The sequence below is a fragment of the Peribacillus frigoritolerans genome, assembly GCF_030676415.1.
GTDB classification, from domain to species: domain Bacteria; phylum Bacillota; class Bacilli; order Bacillales; family DSM-1321; genus Peribacillus; species Peribacillus frigoritolerans_A.
Map to the genome: position 1 here is coordinate 38,843 of NZ_JAUUTW010000009.1, position 22,666 is coordinate 61,508.

General features: G+C 39.7%; 26 protein-coding genes. 21 read left to right on the forward strand and 5 right to left on the reverse strand.

Translation table 11 applies throughout. The annotated features are described in order from the left end of the window. Positions 1 to 170 precede the first annotated feature (170 nt). From Q8G36_RS10925 to Q8G36_RS10950, 6 genes are all read left to right on the forward strand, one after another. Entirely contained in the window at positions 171 to 1,013 is an 843-nt protein-coding gene (locus Q8G36_RS10925; RefSeq protein WP_305160186.1) for a MurR/RpiR family transcriptional regulator, read from the forward strand. A 63-nt stretch (positions 1,014 to 1,076) separates the two neighbouring features. Continuing rightward, positions 1,077 to 2,231 carry a M20 peptidase aminoacylase family protein gene (locus Q8G36_RS10930; protein ID WP_305160187.1) on the forward strand — a complete coding sequence of 385 codons (1,155 nt, stop codon included), beginning with the start codon at positions 1,077 to 1,079 and terminating at the stop codon, positions 2,229 to 2,231. After that, a complete protein-coding gene (locus tag Q8G36_RS10935) occupies positions 2,224 to 3,018 on the forward strand; it encodes a GNAT family N-acetyltransferase (RefSeq protein WP_305160188.1) in 795 nt (264 codons plus the stop codon). Before Q8G36_RS10930 ends, Q8G36_RS10935 begins: the two co-directional genes overlap by 8 nt. A 13-nt stretch (positions 3,019 to 3,031) precedes the next feature. Further along, entirely contained in the window at positions 3,032 to 4,141 is a 1,110-nt protein-coding gene (menC, locus tag Q8G36_RS10940; protein ID WP_305160189.1) for an o-succinylbenzoate synthase, read from the forward strand. A gap of 163 nt (positions 4,142 to 4,304) precedes the next feature. Then, the gene (locus Q8G36_RS10945; protein ID WP_305160191.1) at positions 4,305 to 5,384 is read left to right on the forward strand and encodes a YkvI family membrane protein; all 1,080 of its coding nucleotides are present in this window, start codon (positions 4,305 to 4,307) and stop codon (positions 5,382 to 5,384) included. 162 nt (positions 5,385 to 5,546) lie between these two features. Then, positions 5,547 to 6,962, forward strand: coding sequence for a SpoVR family protein (locus tag Q8G36_RS10950; RefSeq protein ID WP_305160192.1), 1,416 nt, complete (start codon positions 5,547 to 5,549; stop codon positions 6,960 to 6,962). A gap of 294 nt (positions 6,963 to 7,256) precedes the next feature. Here the strand turns inward: Q8G36_RS10950 and Q8G36_RS10955 are convergent, their stop codons facing one another. After that, complete coding sequence (locus tag Q8G36_RS10955) at positions 7,257 to 7,805, reverse strand: TetR/AcrR family transcriptional regulator (protein WP_305160194.1); 549 nt, start codon at positions 7,803 to 7,805, stop codon at positions 7,257 to 7,259. A 186-nt stretch (positions 7,806 to 7,991) separates the two neighbouring features. Here Q8G36_RS10955 and Q8G36_RS10960 point away from each other — a divergent pair, with 186 nt between their 5' ends. From Q8G36_RS10960 to Q8G36_RS11020, 13 genes are all read left to right on the forward strand, one after another. Next, on the forward strand, positions 7,992 to 8,852 hold the full coding sequence (locus Q8G36_RS10960; RefSeq protein WP_305160196.1) for an SDR family oxidoreductase: 861 nt from the start codon (positions 7,992 to 7,994) through the stop codon (positions 8,850 to 8,852). Positions 8,853 to 9,189: 337 nt separating this feature from the next. Further along, positions 9,190 to 9,834: an NAD(P)-dependent oxidoreductase gene (locus Q8G36_RS10965; protein ID WP_305160197.1), complete on the forward strand. Its 645-nt coding sequence runs from the start codon at positions 9,190 to 9,192 to the stop codon at positions 9,832 to 9,834. 12 nt (positions 9,835 to 9,846) lie between these two features. After that, on the forward strand, positions 9,847 to 10,191 hold the full coding sequence (locus Q8G36_RS10970; RefSeq protein ID WP_305160198.1) for a DoxX family protein: 345 nt from the start codon (positions 9,847 to 9,849) through the stop codon (positions 10,189 to 10,191). Positions 10,192 to 10,202: 11 nt separating this feature from the next. Continuing rightward, a complete protein-coding gene (locus Q8G36_RS10975) occupies positions 10,203 to 10,448 on the forward strand; it encodes a hypothetical protein (RefSeq protein WP_305160199.1) in 246 nt (81 codons plus the stop codon). Continuing rightward, a complete protein-coding gene (locus Q8G36_RS10980; protein WP_305160200.1) occupies positions 10,448 to 10,657 on the forward strand; it encodes a hypothetical protein in 210 nt (69 codons plus the stop codon). The genes Q8G36_RS10975 and Q8G36_RS10980 overlap by 1 nt, the downstream gene beginning before the upstream one ends. Positions 10,658 to 10,825: 168 nt before the next feature. Next, positions 10,826 to 11,449 (forward strand): NAD(P)H-dependent oxidoreductase, encoded by a 624-nt coding sequence (locus Q8G36_RS10985; RefSeq protein WP_305160201.1) that lies wholly within the window; start codon positions 10,826 to 10,828, stop codon positions 11,447 to 11,449. A 368-nt stretch (positions 11,450 to 11,817) separates the two neighbouring features. Further along, positions 11,818 to 12,159 carry an ArsR/SmtB family transcription factor gene (locus Q8G36_RS10990; protein ID WP_305160202.1) on the forward strand — a complete coding sequence of 114 codons (342 nt, stop codon included), beginning with the start codon at positions 11,818 to 11,820 and terminating at the stop codon, positions 12,157 to 12,159. Between the two features lie 17 nt (positions 12,160 to 12,176). Then, positions 12,177 to 13,475 (forward strand): arsenic transporter, encoded by a 1,299-nt coding sequence (locus tag Q8G36_RS10995; protein ID WP_305160203.1) that lies wholly within the window; start codon positions 12,177 to 12,179, stop codon positions 13,473 to 13,475. Positions 13,476 to 13,508: 33 nt separating this feature from the next. Then, the gene (arsC, locus tag Q8G36_RS11000) at positions 13,509 to 13,928 is read left to right on the forward strand and encodes an arsenate reductase (thioredoxin) (RefSeq protein ID WP_305160204.1); all 420 of its coding nucleotides are present in this window, start codon (positions 13,509 to 13,511) and stop codon (positions 13,926 to 13,928) included. A gap of 83 nt (positions 13,929 to 14,011) precedes the next feature. After that, entirely contained in the window at positions 14,012 to 14,377 is a 366-nt protein-coding gene (gene arsD / locus Q8G36_RS11005; RefSeq protein ID WP_305160205.1) for an arsenite efflux transporter metallochaperone ArsD, read from the forward strand. 26 nt (positions 14,378 to 14,403) lie between these two features. Next, positions 14,404 to 16,173, forward strand: a complete 1,770-nt coding sequence (gene arsA / locus Q8G36_RS11010) for an arsenical pump-driving ATPase (protein ID WP_305160206.1) — start codon at positions 14,404 to 14,406, stop codon at positions 16,171 to 16,173. A gap of 51 nt (positions 16,174 to 16,224) precedes the next feature. Beyond that, complete coding sequence (locus Q8G36_RS11015; protein WP_305160207.1) at positions 16,225 to 16,650, forward strand: protein-tyrosine phosphatase family protein; 426 nt, start codon at positions 16,225 to 16,227, stop codon at positions 16,648 to 16,650. Between the two features lie 24 nt (positions 16,651 to 16,674). Next, positions 16,675 to 16,950 carry an adhesin gene (locus Q8G36_RS11020; protein ID WP_137018076.1) on the forward strand — a complete coding sequence of 92 codons (276 nt, stop codon included), beginning with the start codon at positions 16,675 to 16,677 and terminating at the stop codon, positions 16,948 to 16,950. A gap of 140 nt (positions 16,951 to 17,090) precedes the next feature. Here the strand turns inward: Q8G36_RS11020 and Q8G36_RS11025 are convergent, their stop codons facing one another. The 4 genes from Q8G36_RS11025 to Q8G36_RS11040 form a co-directional block, all read right to left on the reverse strand. Further along, the gene (locus tag Q8G36_RS11025) at positions 17,091 to 17,867 is read right to left on the reverse strand and encodes a SurA N-terminal domain-containing protein (RefSeq protein ID WP_305160208.1); all 777 of its coding nucleotides are present in this window, start codon (positions 17,865 to 17,867) and stop codon (positions 17,091 to 17,093) included. Positions 17,868 to 18,687: 820 nt separating this feature from the next. Next, positions 18,688 to 19,233, reverse strand: a complete 546-nt coding sequence (locus tag Q8G36_RS11030; RefSeq protein ID WP_305160209.1) for a TVP38/TMEM64 family protein — start codon at positions 19,231 to 19,233, stop codon at positions 18,688 to 18,690. Position 19,234: 1 nt separating this feature from the next. Next, positions 19,235 to 19,912 carry a response regulator transcription factor gene (locus Q8G36_RS11035; RefSeq protein ID WP_305160210.1) on the reverse strand — a complete coding sequence of 226 codons (678 nt, stop codon included), beginning with the start codon at positions 19,910 to 19,912 and terminating at the stop codon, positions 19,235 to 19,237. Then, positions 19,890 to 21,281 carry a HAMP domain-containing sensor histidine kinase gene (locus Q8G36_RS11040; RefSeq protein WP_305160211.1) on the reverse strand — a complete coding sequence of 464 codons (1,392 nt, stop codon included), beginning with the start codon at positions 21,279 to 21,281 and terminating at the stop codon, positions 19,890 to 19,892. The genes Q8G36_RS11035 and Q8G36_RS11040 overlap by 23 nt, the downstream gene beginning before the upstream one ends. A 412-nt stretch (positions 21,282 to 21,693) precedes the next feature. Here Q8G36_RS11040 and Q8G36_RS11045 point away from each other — a divergent pair, with 412 nt between their 5' ends. Next, complete coding sequence (locus Q8G36_RS11045; RefSeq protein WP_284702813.1) at positions 21,694 to 21,816, forward strand: hypothetical protein; 123 nt, start codon at positions 21,694 to 21,696, stop codon at positions 21,814 to 21,816. 372 nt (positions 21,817 to 22,188) lie between these two features. After that, complete coding sequence (locus Q8G36_RS11050) at positions 22,189 to 22,665, forward strand: Lrp/AsnC family transcriptional regulator (RefSeq protein WP_202314798.1); 477 nt, start codon at positions 22,189 to 22,191, stop codon at positions 22,663 to 22,665. Position 22,666 lies beyond the last annotated feature (1 nt).

A 22,666-nucleotide genomic window follows, 5' to 3' on the forward strand; every position in this document is an offset into this window, starting at 1 on the left:
GGTTTTTTTGTGAGTGCATTGTCCCCCTCTTTTTTTGTTAAAAAATTCAGAATATTATTGTTTTATTAAAAGTCCCGTGATAAAATACTCTCTATTATTGATGAAGCAAAGACTTCATATTGTCATATAAAAAGTATTGGATTCATATCTTGCTTCAGAGGGGATGTTTTATGGATTTACAGCAAAAAGTTAAAGAAGTCTTCCCTGGTTTATCTACTGGTCAAAAAAAGGTAGCAAAATACTTGTTAGTGCATTCACATACATTTGCAGTCACTTCAGCTCAAAAGCTCGGAAAGGATATAGGAGTGAGTGAAACGACCATCATCCGCTTTTGCTATTCATTGGGGTTAAGTGGATATGCGGAACTTCAAAAACTTATTCGCAATCAGTTGATATACGAGAGCAGCAGTTTGAATGAATATCACTCTTCAAAGCTTGAAGCCGCGAATCAGCCAAACTTCATGGCTCAAGTGATGGGGCAGGATATCATCAGCATCGAAAAGACAATGAAAAATTTATCAAATGAAGATTTCTCCAAAACCGTCGATAAATTGGCGGCAGCTGACAATGTTTTGATATCCGGACACCGGTTATCATTTTCGGCAGCACATTGGTTAACCTTTACGCTGAGGCTTGTTAGGGAAGAGGTTCATTTATATAGACCTGATACAGATGATATGTTTTTACTGTTGAATAAAATGACTGAAAATTCCGTTTTTATAGCCATTTCATTTCACCGCTATGTTAGAGAGACTGTGAAAATCACGGAAATGGCCAAAAAAGCGGGTGCATTTGTAATTGGGGTTACGGATTCCGAACTGGCTCCAATTGCTGAATACACTGACATTTTATTGCCCATTTCAACACCAAGGACTTCTACTATCGATACGGCGCCGGTGTTATTCTCATTATTGAATAGTTTAGTAGCTGGTGTATCGATTAAGGACGAACAGGGTTTCAAAGAAAGAAAAGCTATATATGATGCGTTCAATCAAGACGATTATTTCTATTGAGATAAAACTTCCATCAGTTCGGTGAACAACCCGATTAAACCGGGATACAAGGGGGAGACAGAAATGGATATCACACAATCTATCGAAAAATTAAGGCCTCGTATACTCGATATTTTTGACCATTTACACGCACATCCTGAAACGAGTTGGAATGAAGTGAATACGACAGCTTTCATTTCAAATATTTTAACGGAAAATAAGTGTGCGGTGAAAACATTCGAGGACTGTACAGGAGTGATTGGGGAAATCGGGGATGGGAATTTCACAGTCGGGTTACGATCGGATATCGATGCACTTTGGCAGGAGGTGCATGGGACGTTTCAAGCCAATCATTCCTGTGGACACGATGGGCATATGACCTTGGCACTTGGAGTATTCCTGGTATTGAAGGAAATGGACTTTCGTCCAAGAGGCAAGCTAAAATTCATTTTTCAACCTGCTGAAGAAAAAGGTATGGGCGCCTTGAGGATGATTGAAGAAAAAGTATTGGATGATGTCGACTTCCTTTATGGGGTGCACTTAAGACCAGTTGAGGAAGTGAAGGATGGGCAAGCGGCGCCAGCCATTGTCCATGGAGCCGCTCAGTTCATTAAAGGAGAAATAGCGGGGACTGATGCACATGGGGCCAGACCGCATCAAGGGCAAAATGCCATCGAAATAGGAGCGGCATTCATCACTTTGTTAAATGGTATCCATCTCAATCCCTCCATCCCTTATTCGGCAAAAATGACGCAGTTTTTTGCTGGCGGCGAAAGTTCCAATATCATCCCGGGGAGAGCCACTTTCTCATTGGATTTACGGGCACAGAATAATGCAGTGATGGAAGAGCTCACCAAAAAGGTGGAAAAGGTTGCAGAATCTTTGGCCATTGTCCATGGAGTCGAAGTGAAACTCGAACCGGGAACCAATGTTGCTGCAGCAACCGTGAACGATCAAGCCCAGGAAATAATGTCTGAAGCGATAGCCGACACACTCGGGGAAGAAAATCTGGTAGCGCCTGTCATTACAACAGGAGGAGAGGATTTTCATTTTTATACGTTGAAAAGACCTGAACTCAAAGCGACGATGCTTGGATTGGGCTGTGATTTAGCACCAGGGCTCCACCATCCGAACATGACGTTCAACAAAGATGCTTTGTTATCGGGAATTGAAATCCTGACCAAAGCCATCATACTGACTTTCGAGAAATATGGAGAGGGGGGACAATTACATGACTGATGAATTAATCATTAAATCCCTATCAACACTAGAGGATTTACAAGAAGTGCAGCGACTGGAAGTCCTTGTATGGGGCATGGATTGCGTTCCCACCCATCAGACGATTACGGCAGTCAAAAACGGAGGGCTTGTTTTAGGCGGCTACATCAATGGTCAATTAGTCGGGTTTCAATACAGTTTCCCGGGATTCAAGGACGGAAGGGTATATCTTTGTTCACATATGTTAGCCATCCATCCGGCCCATCAAAAGAAGGGCTACGGCAGGTTACTTAAACTTGCACAAAAAGAAGAAGCACTCAAAAAAGGCTACGACTTGATTACATGGACGTATGACCCATTGGAAAGTGTGAATGCAAACTTGAATATCGGTAAGCTAAAAGCTGTTTGCTCTACATATATGGAAGATTGTTATGGAAATATGAATGATACCCTCAATGAAGGATTGTCCACTGATCGATTCATGGTGGAATGGAACATACGGCAGGAAGCAAAGGGAGAGACCTCACCTTCTGATAAAGCCATACACATCGTAACGACAGGAATGAATGACCAAGGCTTTCCTTACATCAAGGATTATCATTTCGAAACCAATGCCGAGGTGATCGCCATACCCATTCCGACGGATATTCAAAAAATCAAAAAAGGTAATCTCCGCCTTGCGATTGATTGGCGATTAAAAACGGGTGAATTATTCAAAACGCTTTTTGCCAAAGGATATGTTGCAGCCGGGATTGAACGGGAACAAGGTGAAAACATTCAAAACTATTTATTAAAAAAACAAGAATAAGAGGGGAATCGGGATGAAAATAACAGAAGTGCGTTTACGTCATTTAAATATGGATTTGGTAGCTCCCTTTACAACAAGCTTTGGAACGTTTGTGGATAAGGAGTTCATTCTTGTGGAAGTGAAAAATGGAGAGGGGCTTTCAGGTTGGGCTGAATCTGTGGCGTTTTCAGCACCTTGGTATAACGAAGAAACCATAAAAACCAATTGGACCATGCTGGAGGATTTCCTGATTCCGCTTGTATTGGATAAAGAAATAGAGCATCCTCGTGATGTATCGGATATGTTCTCGCATATTCGTAAAAATAATATGGCAAAATCGGCAATCGAGGGAGCCATCTGGGATTTATACGCAAAAGAAAAGAATATCCCATTAAGTATGGCTTTAGGCGGGAAACTGGAAAAAATCGATGTTGGGATCAGTATCGGCATTCAAAAAACGGTACCTGAATTACTGGCAAAGATAGAAGCTGGATTGAAGGATGGTTATAAAAGAATAAAAATGAAAATCCAACCAGGTTGGGATGTAGATGTAATCAGGGAAGTACGCAATCGATATCCCGATGTCCCGATCATGGCAGATGCAAACTCCGCTTACCGTCTTAAAGACATCGAATTACTGAAGCAGCTTGATCAATTTGATTTAATGATGATCGAGCAGCCTTTGTCATCGGATGATATTGTCGATCATGCCACATTACAAGCGGAAATCGAAACTCCGATTTGCTTGGATGAAAGTATACATTCTGTTGAGGATGCAAGAAAATCCCTTGAATTGGGAAGCTGTAAAATCATTAATATTAAAATCGGCCGGGTTGGCGGTTTAACGGAAGCAATGAAAATACATGAATTATGTAAAGAAAGGAATGTACCGGTTTGGTGCGGAGGCATGTTGGAATCTGGTGTGGGACGTGCCCATAATATCGCATTGACAACTCTTGATAACTTTACGATGCCTGGTGATACCGCAGCATCAGCGAACTATTGGCATAAAGACATCATCCAACCAGAGGTTACAGTGAATGATGGGGTCATAACGGTTCCAAAGGCGGCAGGCATTGGCTATGATGTCGATTACGCTGCGGTCGATGAATTCACTTCCTTTAGTAAAAGATATAACAAATGATATGTAAATAAGAGTTGGAATAAAATAGCCTCCCAGCTTCATGGGCATCGGCCCGTTAACTTGAAGCTGGGAGGCTATTGAAGAAAAGGATAATGATGAAAGGGAAGATATTTCTTTTAACTGAAATTGTCAGAATAATCATATAATTAGGGTGGTATTTGATATGAAAAACAGTGTAAATCTTGCAGGAGCATATATTGGAATCATCATTGGAGCAGGTTTCGCTTCAGGACAAGAAGTATTACAGTTCTTCACGAGTTTTGGAATCTACAGTTTATTGGGAATTGTGGTGGCGACAGCCTTATTCGCGTTTTTAGGCATGCAGGTTGCTCAATTGGGGAGCACTCTCCAAACACGCTCCCATAAAAGCATCATCGATCATATTTGTGGCCGCTTTATAGGCAGGGTGGTCGATATTATTATCACATTTTTCTTGTTTGGCGTTACAGTCATCATGATTGCCGGTTCCGGAACGATTTTTGAAGAACAATTCGGGATTCCAAGTATAGTTGGTGCAATCGTCATGACGGTGCTCACGATTGGTACGCTTTTACTTAATGTTAACAAAATAATGTCCATCATTAGTGCCGTCACACCGTTTTTATTTGTTATCATGATCATTATTTCAGGTTATTCATTTTTTACATCCGATTTAAGTTTCAATCAAATCATTTCATCTTCAAGTAAAGGAACGGCTGCAACCGGAAATTGGATGATGGGTTCATTACTTTATGTTTCATATAATATGACTGCCGGAATTGCCATGCTGGCCGTGATGGGCGGGACCTTCAAGAATAAGAAACAGGCTGGAATGGGAGGAATTCTGGGGGGGATCGGATTGGGGCTCCTGTTATTTTTGATCAATTTGGGGATGATGTCCGACTTGAAAGGCATAGAAGGCTCTGGTATGCCTACCCTTCATTTAGCGAATCAGATTTCTCCATGGTTGGGATATAGCCTATCCATCATCCTTTTAGGAATGATTTATAATACCGCTGTCGGGATGCTGTATGCATTCACCGCCAGGTTGGTGCCTGCCGAAAAGAAACGTTTTAAAATATCCGTGATTATGGTCGGGATCCTCGCCTTCCTTGCAAGTTTCGTTGGCTTTATTAAATTGGTTGGGACGGTATACCCAGTCACAGGATACTTGGGTTTTGTAATCATTGCAGCGCTCATCATTTCCTGGATCCGTTCAAAAACGAAAAAAGAAGCTGTGAATACGGAATTAGCAAAATTTTAATATCAAAAGGATTGAGTGCAGAACTGCATGAAACATTTGGCCTGACATCTTCTTCATGGAGGTGTTTTTTTATGTTATCGAGGACCTTTACTCATGATCACGGCATTTTTCCTCCTTTTTTTCATACATTAGTTTAAAGGCGGAAGACAAGGGGGATATCGGATGAATGAAGCGGAGCAAAAGGCTCTGGAATATGCCATAAGTGAAATTACAGAAATAGCAACGGGGTTCGGGTTGGATTTTTACCCGATGCGTTATGAAATTTGCCCTTCAGAAATCATTTATACATTTGGTGCCTATGGGATGCCGACCCGTTTTTCTCATTGGAGCTTTGGGAAGCAATTTCATAAAATGAAGCTGCAGTACGACTTTGGATTAAGTAAGATCTATGAACTGGTCATTAACTCTGATCCTTGTTACGCTTTTCTGCTGGACTCGAATTCACTTGTACAAAATAAATTGATTGTTGCCCACGTTTTGGCGCATTGTGATTTCTTTAAAAATAATATACGTTTCAATAATACTAAGAGAGATATGGTAGAAAGTATGTCGGCAACGGCAGAAAGAATCCGTGAATATGAAATCCTGCATGGCAAAAAGGAAGTCGAAAACTTCCTCGATGCACTTTTAGCCATTGAAGAACATATCGATCCGTCTCTGATGAGACCGAAGCTTGCCTGGACGATGGAAGATGAGGAAGAAGAAGAGGAAATAAAGCCGACAGCCACACAATACGATGATTTATGGAACCTTGATAATAAGGATAAACCGCAGAAATCCAACATTAAAAAAAGAAAAAAATTCCCGCCAAGGCCTGAAAAGGATATTATGCTTTTCATAGAACAGTACAGCAGGGATTTAACCGATTGGCAACGGGATATCATGACGATGATCAGGGAAGAGATGCTGTATTTCTGGCCGCAGCTGGAAACGAAAATCATGAACGAAGGCTGGGCATCCTATTGGCATCAGCGCATAATCCGTGAATTGGATCTATCCTCAGGGGAAGCCATTGAATTCGCAAAACTGAACGCAGGCGTCGTTCAGCCATCACGGACCAGCATCAATCCTTATTATCTTGGATTGAAAGTGCTTGAAGATATTGAAGAACGCTATGATAATCCAACTGAAGAAATGCTCAGGCTGGGCGTCAAACCTGGATCTGGCCGGGAAAAGATGTTCGAAGTTAGGGAAATCGAATCGGATATTTCCTTTCTCCGCAATTATTTGACGAAAGATCTGGTCATGCGGGAGGATATGTACTTATTCCAAAAGCAGGGCAAGGATTATAAAATCGTCGATAAGTCATGGGAACATGTTCGTGATCAACTCGTCAGTATGAGGGTTAACGGCGGTTTCCCCTATATCACAGTAAACGATGGGGACTTCATGCGCAATGGGGAACTTTATCTAAAACATTGGTATGAAGATATTGAACTGGATCTGAAATACCTCGAAAAAGTCATGCCATATATCCATCAGCTTTGGGGCCGCCCCGTGCATATGGAAACAGTCATGGAAGGAAAAGAAGTCCTGTTTTCCTATGATGGAAAAGGTATTCACCGGAAATATTTATAAAGCTACAAAAACTGCCGGTCACTCGGCAGTTTTCTTGTTTTTGTCCCATAAAAATTTACGGAAGAGCACCTACATTCATACTGGCAGCAGGCTACGAACAAGTCCGTTCCGTGGTGGCTTATCTGACAGGGGATGTCGAGGGGGCAAATGAAGTGCACTTGGAACTCCCCTGAAACAGGAGTTTGCAGTGTGAACCTGAAGTTACATTACTATTTTTATTTTTAAAAATAAATACATCATTGTTATCCCAATCATCAAGCCCAAAGTTCTAATTGATACAATTTAATTAAAAGGTTAAACATTTAATAGCGCAAAAGTTTCTTTCATCAATTCTTCTGACGGCCGATCGCCAGTCTTTACATATTTAGTTGACATGCCATATAAGCTCCAACTAATCATGATGCTATGCAATTCTACTTTTTCATCTGGCCAAGTGGGATACTTTTGCTTTAATAAATCTTTAAATGCCCTGCCGAGTTCTTCCTTCACAATTGTTTCAATTTTTGGTGTAAATGCCTCATAACTACGTGAACATTGATTTGCTAACCCACTCTGAAAGGATAATAAACTAAAGAATATGTTATTTAAAACTTCTGGAGTTAATGCTTCATGTGAAGTCACATCTTTTAATACGCCCTGCAACACATCTTCACTGATCACTGTTTCCAATAAGTCATATTTATCAAAGAAATGATAGTAAAACGTTGCACGATTAACAGTTGCTCGTTGCGTGATATCTTTTATTGTAATATCTTTGAAGTTCTTCTCAATTACTAACTCCATAAATGCTTCCATAATCAGTTTACGTGTTCTTAGGAAACGTGGATCTAGCTTCTTCTCCATAATGCCCTCCTATTTTTTCGTCATTTTCAACGAAATGTCGTATATACAATGTTTCGCTTATATTGTCGGTTGTCCCTTTTTTTTATGGAATATAGAATTGATTATACAACAAATGTTGTTTATCCGAAAGGTGCCAACAATAAAGTTGGACATGAGTAAATATAATCAAAATTGGAGGAATATATAATGAAAATTTTGGTAACTGGAGCATCGGGTCATTTAGGTTCGAAAATTGTGGAAAATTTAGTGAAAAGAGTTCCGACTTCAGAGATTATTGCAGGCGTACGTGACACACAATCAGTAAGGGCAAAGGCTTTTGCTACACAAGGGATTGAAATACGCGAAACAGATTTTGATAAGAAAGAAACATTAGTAGAAGCTTTCCAAGCTGTTGATCGGGTATTTATTGTTTCGACACGCGTTGATGTAGAAGCTACAATTCATCAGCAAACATATGCGGTGGAAGCCGCAAAAGAAGCTGGTGTTACACAAATGGTCTATTCAAGTGCTCCACGTGCAGATGTGAGCGAGTTCTTCTTAGCAGAAGTTCATCGTATACGTGAAGACATCATTAAAGAATCAGGTATTCCATACGTGTTCGTACGTAATAACTGGTATGTTGAAAATGAATTAGGGACTATTCAGCAATGTTTAAACGGTGCTCCTTGGGTTACTTCCGCAGGTGAAGGGAAAGTAGGTTGGGTCTACCGCCCAGATTTAGCGGAAGTAACAGCAAATATACTTGCAGGTGAAGGACACGAAAATAAAGCCTATGAATTAGCAGGAGAAAACTTAACACAGCAGCAATTTGTCGATGCTGTAAATGAAGTAACAGGTAAAGAAATTGAGGTAATGAATGTGGATGATGCTTCTTTTGGAAAAATGTTGAAAGAGGCAAATTTACCAGAAGAAGTAGTAGCAATAAGTGTGATGGTACAACAATGTATTCGAGAAGGCGGATTAGAAAGCGCTCATTCTGATTTAGAAATGTTACTTGGTCGAAATCCAACTTCTGTTAAAGAAGCATTACAACAATTATTAAGCTAATAAAAACGCCTCTGTAAACGAACATTTACAGAGGCGTTTTTTAGCTAATGGTTCTCTTATTACTGTTTCTGTTGGTTATCCCCCTTTTCACATATTCGTTGGCATACAATACGGACTCCAACTGATCATAATATTCCCTCATTATCAATTAACGCATCCGCAAAGAAACTTGGATCTAAACTATTCTCTATATTCTTCTCCTATTTTTTCAACATTTGGACTGAATTGTTGTATATACGATTTTTCCTATCATTTTGTTGGTTGTTCGACCTGTACACTCGTATTAATATTAATTACAACAAGTGTTGCATAAACAAAAAGTGTTGGAGGTTATAAAATGAATATTACTGTTTTTGGTGCCAACGGACAGGTTGGCCAACAATTTATCAATATTGCCCTACAAAATGGCGATACAGTAAAAGCATTCGTTCGTCGTGAAGGTTCGTTAAACTATTCGCATCCAAATTTTACAATCATCGTAGGTAGCTTAACAGATGAAAAGATTGTAACGGAGGCGATTCAAGGGCAAGATGCAGTTGTTAGTACACTTGGTCCAAATCTAAATGGTGGCAGGAAAGTAACAGAATTACCTATCCGTGATGCACACGAAATGATTTTAAAAGTGATGGAAGCAAAAGGTGTGAAACGTTTTATTACCCTTGCCACACCATCTGCTAAATCAAACGTTGATAAAAAACAAATCGCTACTGTAATACCCGCACTTATGCCAAAGCTATTTTTCCCTCCTGGATATCAAGAAATGAAAGGCATTGAGCGTTTAGTGAACGCAAGTAAAGTGGACTGGACAGTGGTAAGAATTATCAATCCAAATGTAAAAACGGACGGCAACGGCTATACCATTTCATTTGGAGATACAAAAGCAAAAATGAGCGTTTCACGTAAAAATGTCGCTCGGTGTATGTACGACGCCATTCGTAAAAATGAATGGATTGGCAAAATGCCGATTGTATTCAACAAATAGGGGGCATGGACAATGATTATTTTATCTTGGATCTTACAAGGTCTTTTAGCGTTACTATTTTTAATGGCTGGTGCTCAGAAAACATTTGGTTCAAAAATGCATAAAGAAGCGTTTGCTAAATGGGGCTATCCTCAGTGGTTTAGAGTTATAACTGGAGTAGTTGAGTTAGCAGCAGCTGTATTATTGGCAATTGGTTTCTGGGTTGAAGGTGTGGCTGCTTTTGGCGCTATGATTCTAGTAGCAGTTGGCATCGGCGGAGTTATCACACATATTCGAGTGAAAGATACTTTTAAAGATACAGCCATGATTGCAATTCTAGGAATTTTAGCATTCGTATTACTAATCATTCTCTTATAGAAGGTGAAAAAATGAATTTTGAATTTGGTGTTTATTCATTAGGCGAACGAATTCCAGATGAATACGGCTATGTGTTACCTGCAAAAGAACGGATAGAAAACATCATTCAAATGGCAAAGTGGTCAGATGAAGCAGGACTGGATGTATTTGGTGTAGGTGAGCATCATCGTTTAGACTTTGTTACATCAAGCTACGCCATGCTACTTGGAGCCATTGCACTGGGCAGTTCTTTGCTCCAGTTACCGCTGAACAAATGATGCCACAGCGTGCAGCGAATCAGGTTTTAGCCGTTGGTAGTGCAGAAGAATTAGCAGAGAAAATTTTATACCAGCATGAATTATTCGGACATACACGTTTTATGGGTCAATTTGATATGGGGAACCAACCACCTGCTCGTGTAGAAAAAGCAATTGATTTACTAGCGAATAAAGTGGCCCCGATTGTTCGTAATGCATTACGTAAATAATTGATGCAATATAAGTGAACTGCAGCTTTTTAAATACTTTTTCAGCAAAATTATAAAATTATTGTCTATACGATTAATACTAGATTTATTTATTTTTTCTAATCTTTTTATATATTTTAAAATAATTATATAAAGGAATTTTACAATAAGTAAACTAACTTTAAAGTCATGACTAATGTATTAGTAATTAAAGCAAACAATCGTCCAGATGATATTTCAACAAAAATGTATGAAAAGTTCGTAGAAGAAGCAACAATAAATACCAATCTAAATGTAACTACATTTGATGTGTTTGAAGAAAATATGTCACATTACGGGCAAGATTTATTCAATGCTTTTGGCAAACTTCAGACTGGTGAAGAGTTAAATGAAAGGGAAGCTGCTTCATTAGCGGCACAGCAAAAAGCTCAAAAAGCCATTTCTAACGCAGATGTTTTAGTATTTGCTTTCCCATTGTGGAAGTTAACGATCCCCTCAGCGTTACAATCATTTATCGATTACAATTTACAAGCTGGCTTCACATTCAAATACAATGAACAAGGTCAAAAAGAATTTTTGTTAAGTGGCAAAAAAGTGATTTTATTAAACGCTCGTGGTGGTTTCTATAATACCCCTGAAATGGATGCTATGGAAATGTCTATGAACTATATGCGTGCTGTTATCAAAAACTACTTCGGCTTTGAAATCATTGATGAAGTAATCGTGGAAGGCCATGCTCAAGATCCTAAAAACGCACCAACAATTATTGCGGAAGGATTGGAAAAAGTTAAAGAAACAGCAGCAAAACTATAAGCTGTTTTATCAATAACTAAAAGTAGTAGTGCAAATTCAATATTTGTACTACTACTTTTTTGATCTCATCAACCTGTTCACATATGATTTTCTATACAATACTGTATTTATTTTTAGTTTAATAAAATTCTTAGAATCCATAGACAATGGAGACCATAAAAGGGGTTTTTTGTGATGAACTAACCTGTCCCGTTCGTTCATCAAGAAAATCAACAACAGCCTTTATGAAACATCATTTAAGCAGACTAAACTTAAAATTATTGCTGAATAATTAATGCTTGATTAAATAAGAATATGCTTATACAATGATGATGAATAATCACATAAGCATACACTTATTTACTTTGTGCTAGGAGGGATGAAAAGCTATGAATGAAGCGTTGGATTTGGAAACCACGGCAAACATTCTTAAGTTACTAGGTGATAAAACCCGTTTGACCATGATTAAGATCATGGCTGAGCATGAATGTTGTGTCTGTGAATTTGTAGACTTGTTTGATATGAGCCAACCTGCTATTAGCCAACATTTAAGAAAGTTGAAAGATAGCGGAATTGTGAATGAAGCGAGAAGGGGACAATGGATATTTTACTCGTTAAACCCGTCTTCTTCCCATTACTCATTTATTCAAACGGTCATCAAAGATTTGCCAAGTCAAGCATTTAAAGTAGAAGAATTAACAGCACAAGGAAAACGAATTTGTTGTGACTAACGAGGAGGAGAACATCAGTGGGTACAGTTATATTAGCAAGTATCATCTTTTTGCTGACGTTAACATTCGTCATCTGGCAACCCAAGGGATTGTCAATCGGCTGGTCAGCATGCGGGGGTGCGGTACTTGCCTTACTATTTGGGGTTGTTGACTTCAATGATGTAATTGCCGTTACGGGTATTGTATGGAACGCGACGTTGGCGTTCATTGCTATTATCATTATTTCTTTGATTTTAGATGAAATTGGTTTCTTTGAATGGGCAGCTCTACATATGGCGAGAGCCGCCAAGGGAAATGGAGTAAGGATGTTTGTGTATGTGAGCATTCTCGGAGCCCTAGTCGCTGCGTTCTTCGCAAATGACGGAGCCGCTCTCATCTTAACTCCGATTGTTTTGGCAATGGTTCGAAACTTGAAGTTGGAAGAGAAAATGATCTTCCCATTTATCATCGCGAGTGGGTTTATTGCGGACACTACATCTTTACCACTTGTGGTAAGTAATCTGGTCAACATTGTTTCTGCGGACTTTTTTGATATCGGGTTTATTGAGTTCGCATCTAGAATGATCGTTCCCAACCTGTTTTCATTAGTAGCTAGCATCCTGGTATTATATTTGTACTTCAGAAAGAGCATTCCGAAGAATTATGATATGGCTCAATTAAAGAAGCCAGTCGATGCCATTCGGGATGTCAAAATGTTTCGCCTGTCTGGGATTGTTTTAGGTGTTCTGTTGGTAGGCTATTTTATTAGTGAATTTTTGAACATTCCTGTATCCATCATTGCAGGTGTTATCGCCGTTTTCTTCTTGTTTATGGCAAGACGAAGTCCAGCGGTCAACACGAAAACCGTTATCAAAGGCGCACCATGGGCAATCGTCTTTTTCTCAATTGGTATGTATGTAGTGGTGTATAGCCTGCGAAATGTTGGCTTGACGAATGTATTAACGGATTTAATCCAAGTTACCGCCGATCAAGGATTATTTGTAGCAACGATTGGGATGGGCTTCATCGCTGCCATTCTGTCATCACTTATGAATAACATGCCAACCGTTATGATTGATGCCCTTGCCATTTCCGACAGCCATACAACAGGCGCAATCAGGGAGGCCCTTATTTATGCAAATGTCATCGGTTCGGACTTGGGCCCGAAAATCACTCCTATCGGTTCTTTGGCTACGTTATTGTGGCTGCATGTCCTTTCATTAAAAGGCGTGAAAATCTCATGGGGAACCTACTTTAAAACGGGTATCATCTTAACCATCCCAACATTGTTCATCACATTAGTTGGCTTGTATATATGGTTGAACATTATTCACTAAACACATCATTTACTCATAAAGGAGAGAAACAACATGTCTAAAAAAACACTTTACTTCTTATGTACAGGTAACTCGTGCAGAAGCCAAATGGCTGAAGCATGGGGTAAGAAATATCTAGGGGACGAATGGCAAGTGCTAAGTGCAGGAATTGAAGCACATGGCTTGAATCCGAATGCTGTTAAAGCGATGAACGAGGTTGGAATGGATATTACCAATCAAACTTCCGATATCATTGACCCTGACATTTTAAATAATGCCGATTTTGTAGTCACATTGTGTGGCGATGCGGCAGATAAATGTCCAATGACGCCACCGCATGTGAGACGTGAACATTGGGGCTTTGATGACCCAGCAAAAGCGGAAGGAACAGATGAAGAAAAATGGGCTACCTTCCAACGTGTTCGTGATGAAATAGGAGAAAGAATTGCACGTTTCTCTAAAACGGGTGAATAAATAAAATTGAAAAGCCGAGTAATCACTCGGCTTTCGTTTTATCCATAGCATAAGTAAATGATTATATATGAAGGGGAGAACAAATGATGAAAGTGGAAATCTTTGATCCTGCAATGTGTTGTTCAACGGGCGTATGTGGACCGAGTGTTGATCCTGAATTAACAAGGGTGGCATCTGCTGTTTATTCTTTGGAGAAAAAGGGGTTTGATATTCAACGATATCAATTGACCAATGATCCTGCTAAGTTCGCAGACAACCCTGAGATTAATAAAGCTTTACATGAAAAAGGACCTGACGTCTTGCCCATTATTTTAGTCAATAATCAGATTGTAAAAGAGGGAAGTTATCCAACGAACGAAGAGTTTGGGAAATGGTTTGAAGTAAAACCTGAAGAGTTAAATGAAAAGCCAAAAGTTCGTCTTTCCATTGATTTAAATCAACTGAAATAAGAAAGAAAGAAAGAAGGGGAAAAAGCATGTTTCAATCTTTCAATCCGAAGAATGTCATTCAAACACCCTTTTTATTTTTAACGGGAAAAGGTGGGGTAGGAAAAACATCAACAGCCAGTGCCACCGCCATTGCATTAGCCGATAGTGGGAAAAAGGTGTTGCTCATCAGCACAGACCCAGCTTCCAATTTACAAGATGTATTTGGAATCAGTCTAACCAATTCACCCATAGCCGTACCAGGTGTTGAGAATTTATTTGCCAGTAATTTAGATCCAGAAGCTTCAGCGAGAGCGTATCGTGACAAAGTGGTGGGTCCATATAAAGGGAAGTTACCTGATTCCGTCGTTGCCACCATGGAAGAACAATTATCGGGAGCATGTACGGTTGAGATTGCCGCATTTGATGAATTTTCCAACTTGCTGACCAATGTTGACATAGTCAATCAGTATGACCATATTATCTTTGATACGGCTCCAACAGGGCATACGTTAAGACTTTTGCAGCTTCCGACGGCATGGAGTGGATTCTTGGAAGAAAGCACACACGGTGCGTCATGCTTAGGTCCTTTATCAGGGCTGTCTGATAAGAAAGATCTTTATGCAAAAACCGTAGAGGTCCTATCTAATCCAAGTAAAACCACTTTAATCCTGGTAACAAGACCTGACGCCTCATCCTTATTGGAAGCAGACCGTGCATCCAATGAACTCAAAGAGATTGGCGTGAAAAACCAAATACTAATCGTGAATGGGCTTCTTCAGACACACCTTGAAGAAGATGAAGTGTCATCCGCCTTTTATCATCGCCAAAGAAACGCATTACAGCACATACCAGAACATTTAAAACAGGTTGCTGTTTATTCGTTACCGTTTGTTTCTTTCTCCTTAACAGGGATAGACAATTTACGATATTTATTTAAACAGTACACGATCCCATCAAAGATGGTGACATATGACGATGAAACAGCGAATCTTCCAAGATTGAATGAAATGATCACTGATTTCTCATCAAATAATACAAAGCTTATTTTCACAATGGGGAAAGGTGGAGTGGGGAAAACAACGGTGGCTTCTGCGATTGCCGTTGGTTTAGTTGAGAAGGGGCACCGTGTCCACTTAACGACAACAGATCCTGCTGGTCACTTACATTACCAATTCGAAAATGATCAATTTAATCAAAACTTAACGATTAGCAGCATTAATCCAAAAGAAGAAGTAGGAAAGTACAAAGCAGATGTGCTGACAAAAGCAGGCAAAGATTTAGATGAAGAAGAACTCGCTTATTTAAAAGAAGATCTTAATTCACCTTGTACGGAGGAAATCGCTGTCTTCCGAGCCTTCGCAGAAGTGGTCGCTAAATCAGAAAATGAAATAGTCGTCATTGATACGGCTCCAACGGGTCACACGTTGTTATTGTTGGATGCTGCACAGTCTTATAGTAAAGAGATGGCCAAGTCAACGGGTGAAGTCCCTGAGAGTGTAAAAAAATTACTTCCTCAAATTAGGAATGCAGAAGAAACTTCCGTCGTGATCGTCACACTTGCCGAAGCCACACCCGTGTTAGAAGCATCCCGATTACAAGATGATTTAAGAAGGGCAAATATCAACCCACAGTGGTGGGTAATTAATCAGAGTCTATATGCTACTAATACGGAAGACCCTGTATTAAGCGGGAAGGCAATGGCAGAAAAAGAATGGATTCATGAAGTTAAGGAAAAGTCATCTGAGAAATGTGTAATCATCCCTTGGAAGCATGAGGAAAAGGTTGGGTATGAAAAGCTGAAAGATTACAGTAACTAATTGATTGTACCTCTGACTGGAGTAAGTCATTTAAATTGGAGGATGGATATAATGACCACAAAGACCTACCATGAATTAATTAAAGATCGCATATTCATCGGTGGCGCAGATGATGTGAAAGACATGATGGAAAATGAGAAAGCCGATATTATTTTTGATTTGCGTGCAGAAGCGCCTGACGATACGGAGTATAGCCGCATGCATAGTCCCATTGTAGATGATGCTGAACACCAAGATGAATCTATTAAAAAGTCGATTGCTCATGTCGTAAAAGCATATAATGAAGGAAAGAAAGTGTATTTTCATTGTGCGGGAGGAAGCAATCGCACGGGAACCGTTGCGGTTGGAACCTTGTTGACTTTGGGGAAGGCAAATACGATTAAAGAAGCAGAGGAAATGGCTAAAATCGCACGTCCTAAAATTAAGGTGAAACCAGAAATGAAGGATGCATTAAAAAGAATATTCCCTAATGCATAGGAAGAGAAATGGAGAGGATTTAATATGAAAATTACAGATGGTGCAAAAGAATTACTTGAAAACTTTTTAAATGAAAAAGGTGCAGGAGGAATTCGTCTTACTTCTGTTGCTGGTTGTTGTGGACCACAATTTACCATATCTTTAGATGAACCGCAGGAATCTGACAATATTAAAACTATTAATGGAATCAAAGTGGCTATCGATTCACAAATTACCGGAACGGAGGAATTAACATTAGACAAAGAAGAAAATCAAGAGGGTGCAGGATTGGTTTTGGTGGGCGGCAGCAGTTGTTGTTAAGAAATTGCAGGGCTAGTTATAATTAGCAATAAAGAGCGACCTTGAACATGCTTGGGATGTTAAACACGTTAATGCGGTTTGGTAGGCGGACAAAAGGCCATAAAGAAAGAGCTGCCAAAATTTGGCAGCTCTTTTCAACATTAAATCTTAATATCGACCTTGGCATTTTTCTGAAGTTCTTCGACATGCTTCACAAGCTTTTCCTGTTTCTTTTGCAGCTCTAGTTGTTCTTTGATTTGCGGCTTCATTTCTTCCAGTTTTTGTACCTTCTGTCCGCTTGTTTTAGCTTGCTCTGCAACCTGGTCGTAATACTTTTGGATTTCTTCATCAGTTGCTTCTTCCACTTTAATCTCTTTTTCAACATACTTCGTATATGGGATTTTCTCTGCAATCTGAGCATTCAGCATTTCCGAATTCAGACCTGCTTGCTTCATCGCTTCCTTGAATTTCTCTTCATTCTCATATGGCTTTTTGATTTCGGCAAGTTGCTCTTCAATTTCGGCCTTGGAAGCTGTGTAGCCCTTTTTATCAGCTGCTTGAAGCAGCAATGTTTGTCCCACTAGAGAGTTGAGCGTTTGTTCTTTAATTTGTTTGGCGCCCTCCTTGGATGTTGGGTCTTGTCCGAATTGCTGCATCTGCATTTGTGTGGTGGACAACACGGTATTATATTCCGCACCTGAAATTTTTTCGTCATTGACGATGGCTACCGTTTTCTTTTCATCCACCTTTTGCTTGTCTAGTTTCTTTTGCATTTCTTCCATCTGTTTTTGCTGTTCCTCAGTTGCTTTAGCCGTTTCTTTCTCAGTTGTTTTAGTTTCTTTCTCGTCATTTTTCTTATCAGCTTCATCGTTCGAACCACAAGCCGTCAGAACAACTGCCAATAATCCAATGATGATTGGGTACAATAGTTTCTTCATATTTCAGTCTCCTCTCGTATTCAATGCTAAAAAATCATCTAATGCGCATTATAAAGGAATTTCCCATTAAAACACAATAAATTCATTCTTTTTTCCAGAAAACAGGAAGATAGTATAGGCATTATCTCGTTAGATAAGTGTAACATTCGCGGAAATGAACCCATTTACCCTTCGTCATGCAATATGCTAAAAGGAATGCGAAGGCTGATCCTGGTGCAGTCAGAAACTTGTAATCTATCTCTTACTCATAAAACGATGCTTAGTAACTTTTGTATAAAACTTGTATGGTATTATATACCTTATCATCCGGATATAGTTCATTTAGCCTATCTATTTGGAATTTGATATTATGAACAGACGACAGGGTATTCAAGGAACAGTATCATTGGGTTCAAAGCTGGATTTATTTTAAATAAGATTTCAAGGGAAATAAACAATGATGTGATCAGCAGCCTGGAAGTGGCGGAAACATCATCTTTCATAAACGAACAAAAAGGAAAGCATTTCGATCCATCCATAGTGGAGTCTTTCTGTTGCTATTTTAGTGAAAAGGCGGCGCAGAAAAAAGGCTGCGAAACCGTTCCCGGCACAGGGATATATTAAACAACGAACTCGTCGAATATCTTTTCCCGATATAATGGGGTAATGCCTTCGTGGAAGGAAAAGGTCGAATCCACCTTCTGGATCTGGTCGGTAACCCTTGGAGACCAAGGATTACCGGCTCTTGAAAAAATTTTAATAGAAGGTAGGTGCCTTATCAATGTAGGGTTAAAAAGGAAGTCCCCTACCCATTTAACCTAAATGTAGAAAAGCTTTTTTACTACATTCCTTTTTTCTTATTAAAGTAATAAACGACTGCGACCACCAGAATCAACAGGACCAAAACAATCCTTACATCGTCCGATGCCTTCAATACTTGTGTTACCGAATACGCTTCGACAAGGAGGGCAGGCAGTTTTCCGATGGATGTTGCGAGAAAGAAAATCATCATTCCCGTCTTGCTTAATGCTGCTGTAAGGTTGATCACGCCGGATGGTATAAAAGGAAGGAGCCTAAGCATCAGGATCATCCAAAATGCATGAAACCCATGTGACTTTTGCAGCTTCATAACCCACCGGTTCTTCATGAACTTGGGTTTGACTGTTTGAAAGCCCTTTCGATATAACGAAAAACTGACCACTGCTCCGGCAATTTCTCCCATGTAAGAAAGGATCAATCCCTTTTCAAATCCAAATACGGTGATATTGGCAGCCGTGATGAATACGCTTGGAATAAAACCAAGCACGCTAATCAATATATTAAATACTAAACTTACAGCAATGGAAAAAGGGCCGCTGGATAGTAATGCCTCAGAAATGAAATTCATATCAATCCACAGAACTCCATTTATATCCGATGCCCCAGACCGTTTTCAAATGTTGATCTGCTGGAAAACCGGCATGACGCAATTTCTCTCTAATATTTCGAATATGGGAATCGATTGTCCGATCTTCCGTATCCGTTTTAAATCCCCATATGGTCGAAAGGAGGTGGTCTCTGGAATACACTTGATCTGGGGATTTTAAAAACAAGCACAACAGTGAGAACTCTTTTGGTGTCAATGGGATTGTTTTGGTATCATAATGTGCTTCATAAGCGGATTCATTTAATTTTAGACCCCTAAAGATCACATGATTATCCTGATTATGCACTCGCCGCGTCACCGCTTCGATTCTGGCAAGTAAAACATCTTCATTAAAGGGTTTCGTAATATAATCGTCTGCGCCCTTTTTCAACCCTTTCACCATTTCTTGTGCAGCATCCCGGGCTGTGAGCATGATTATGGGAATATTGGAAAACGCACGGATCCTTTCGCACGTTTCCCACCCATCCATCTCAGGCATCATTATGTCAAGAAGTACTATGTCCGCATGTTCATGCCCTAAGAACTGTAAGGCTTCATTTCCAGATTTCATCTTCATGCATGTATATCCGTGAGGTTTAATGTATAGCTCTAATAGATCAAGCATTCTCTGTTCATCATCAACCAGAACTACTGTCTTCATTTGTTATCTCCTTAAATGTGATAGTGAAGCATGTTCCTTGCTCCAAGTTGCTTTTAACCGAAATGGTTCCTCCTTGTATCTCCACTAATTGCTTGACGATGGAGAGCCCCAATCCGAATCCGCCGGTATCTCTGGCGCGTGATTTCTCGACACGATATAAACGATCAAAGATATGGGGGATATCTTCAGGGGGAATGCCAACCCCTTGATCGATTATGGAGATGGAAATCCTGCCAAGGCATTCAGTGGTTTTGATGGTGGTGACTGTATATTCGTTCGAGTACTTCAGCGCATTATCCAGCAGGTTAAGAATGACTTGCTCAAATCGTGAGGGGTCTATATCTATAAATAAATCATCCTTACATTCCAGATTCAATTGGATTTCTTCATTTGCAAAAGCAGGCAGCACTTTTTCATGAATGTTTTGCAGGAATGAAGAGAGCTGGACGGTTTCTCTTGATATGGAGAATGTATTTACATCCATTCTAGCCATATTGAATAGTTCGTCCAATAATCTGTTTAATCGTTCAGATTCATCATGGATGATCTCTAAGTATCGTGTTCGTTCGGATGCATCCAAATCTTTCCTGCGGGCAATATCAGCGTATCCCTTGATATAAGTTAGCGGCGTGCGCAGTTCATGAGAGATACTCGCCAGAAATTCATTGCGTTCCTTCTTTAAATAGTTCAATTCATTAGCCAAGCTTTGAATGGATTGGGCAAGCTCCCCGAGTTCATCATGAGATCGTACTGGCACAGCTACTGAAAAATTCCCTTTGCTGAGTTTGGTTGTCGCTTCCTTCATCGCAATAAGCGGTCTAGTTAAAGCTTTTGATAGAAAATAAATGGTGATAAGCATGAAGAAAAGGAGCAATGCAGTCGCAAGTAGGAAATGCCTATTCAATTGTGCAATTAAATTCTCAACATCTCTAGTATCTTTGAACATATAAACATAGCCTTTTTTTCCTTTATCACTGATAAATGGCGTAACGGTGGCTATATATCTTTCATCCTTCCAACTTGATTGGATGACCAGGCCTTTTCGAGGTACTTGCTGGATGTTTTTTGCCAAGATTTTTTCCATTCCCCCATTTACCTTTTCGGAAGATATCAGAATATCTCCTCTTGTGTTCGTAATCACGACATCTGTATCGGTATGGTATTCCATCAGGCCGATATGCTGAAGGGTTGAGTCGGAATACGTGATTTCCAACACATCACGATGACTATTGCCACGGGCCTTCAGTGATTCCAATTCTTGATTGATACGGGAATGGATCACTTTATTATGCAAGTAAATCATCGAAACGGTTTCCATCAAAAAAATGCAAACAAATATAGATAGTCCGAGCTTAAGGGAGATTTTCATGAGCATTCACCTTCTTATGGAATAAAGTCAGTTTAGCGAAAAAGTATGAAGAAAGTATGCAGTATTTTCAATTTCTTCGCATCTCTTAAACAACGATAATCCGAATGATGACTTGTTGCAAGAAGGACAATATTTTAAATGGACCCAAACTGCATTTCTTCAGTCTTGTATATGGTAATGGAGGAATTAGGTTTTTCCATGCGATAACACTTTTGGAAGTGGTTATTTAAAGAATAGATGATGATTATTCATGCTTGAATTTATATAGACTGGTCTTATTTTAATTACACCTATAATAAATTGAAACTGCCGGGAAAATGGGCAGGTTTTTTATTTAGTCTTTTCAAAATGTTTTGTATTAAGGAAACATTTTGTCGTAAATGAATACTATGTAAAAAAGGAGCTGATCCATATGAATTGTACAAACCGTACGCAGAAAAAAATAATGGCTTATTCCGCATTATTCAAAAAAATGGGCATTCTCAATGATGAGGAATACAAAAATATCGCAAAAACCTTTCAAACAAAGGATTGAGGAAGTGTCCATTGGAAATTCATAAACTATTATCCTGCATTAAACGGGCTGTAAAACCCCCGCCTTCCAATTTTTGAAGTAGGAGGGGGACTGCAGTCTGGAACTCAAGGGGGTGTCGGAAGTACCGTCATTTGTCCGGCCCTGAGTCTATCGAATTCCATCTTTTTGGCGGCTGCACTCAGCTGGATGAAATACTGCACCTTAAGTTTGAAAAACTACATATATGATGGGCATTCAAATGGAAGTAGGAGGGGGAACATAAGGGCTGCCCAAAAATTTCTGCCTTTATTAGAAGTGAAAAGGAAGATTGTTGTGATCCGATGGTGTTCTCTGCGATAATGGAATAAAGAATTCGAAAAGGAGTTACGTAGGATGGCAGAGGACTTTAAGATTCCCAGCTTGAAAGTTGATGAGATCGATAAGAAAATCATATCGGTTTTACATGAAGATGCGCGAATTTCATATACCGACTTAGCGAAGAAAGTGGATCTCTCCAGGGTTGCGGTTCAAATGAGAATTAATCATCTTGTTGAAAACGGGGTGATCGAGAGGTTTACCGCAGTCATAAATCCAGCAAAGGTCGGCATCCATGTTTCGGCATTCTTTAACGTTGAGGTTGAGCCTAAATATCTGGAATCGGTCGCTCAGCAATTAGAAAGTGAACCGGCTGTAACGAGCTTATACCATATGACCGGTCCGAGTAAACTCCATATGCACGGAATCTTTACTGATAATCAGGAGATGGAACGCTTTCTCAATGAGAAGCTGTATGCGGTCGTCGGGGTTGTCAGCGTTGATTGCCAAATTCTCATTAAACGCTATAAAAGCCGGATGGGCATGAAGCTTTAAA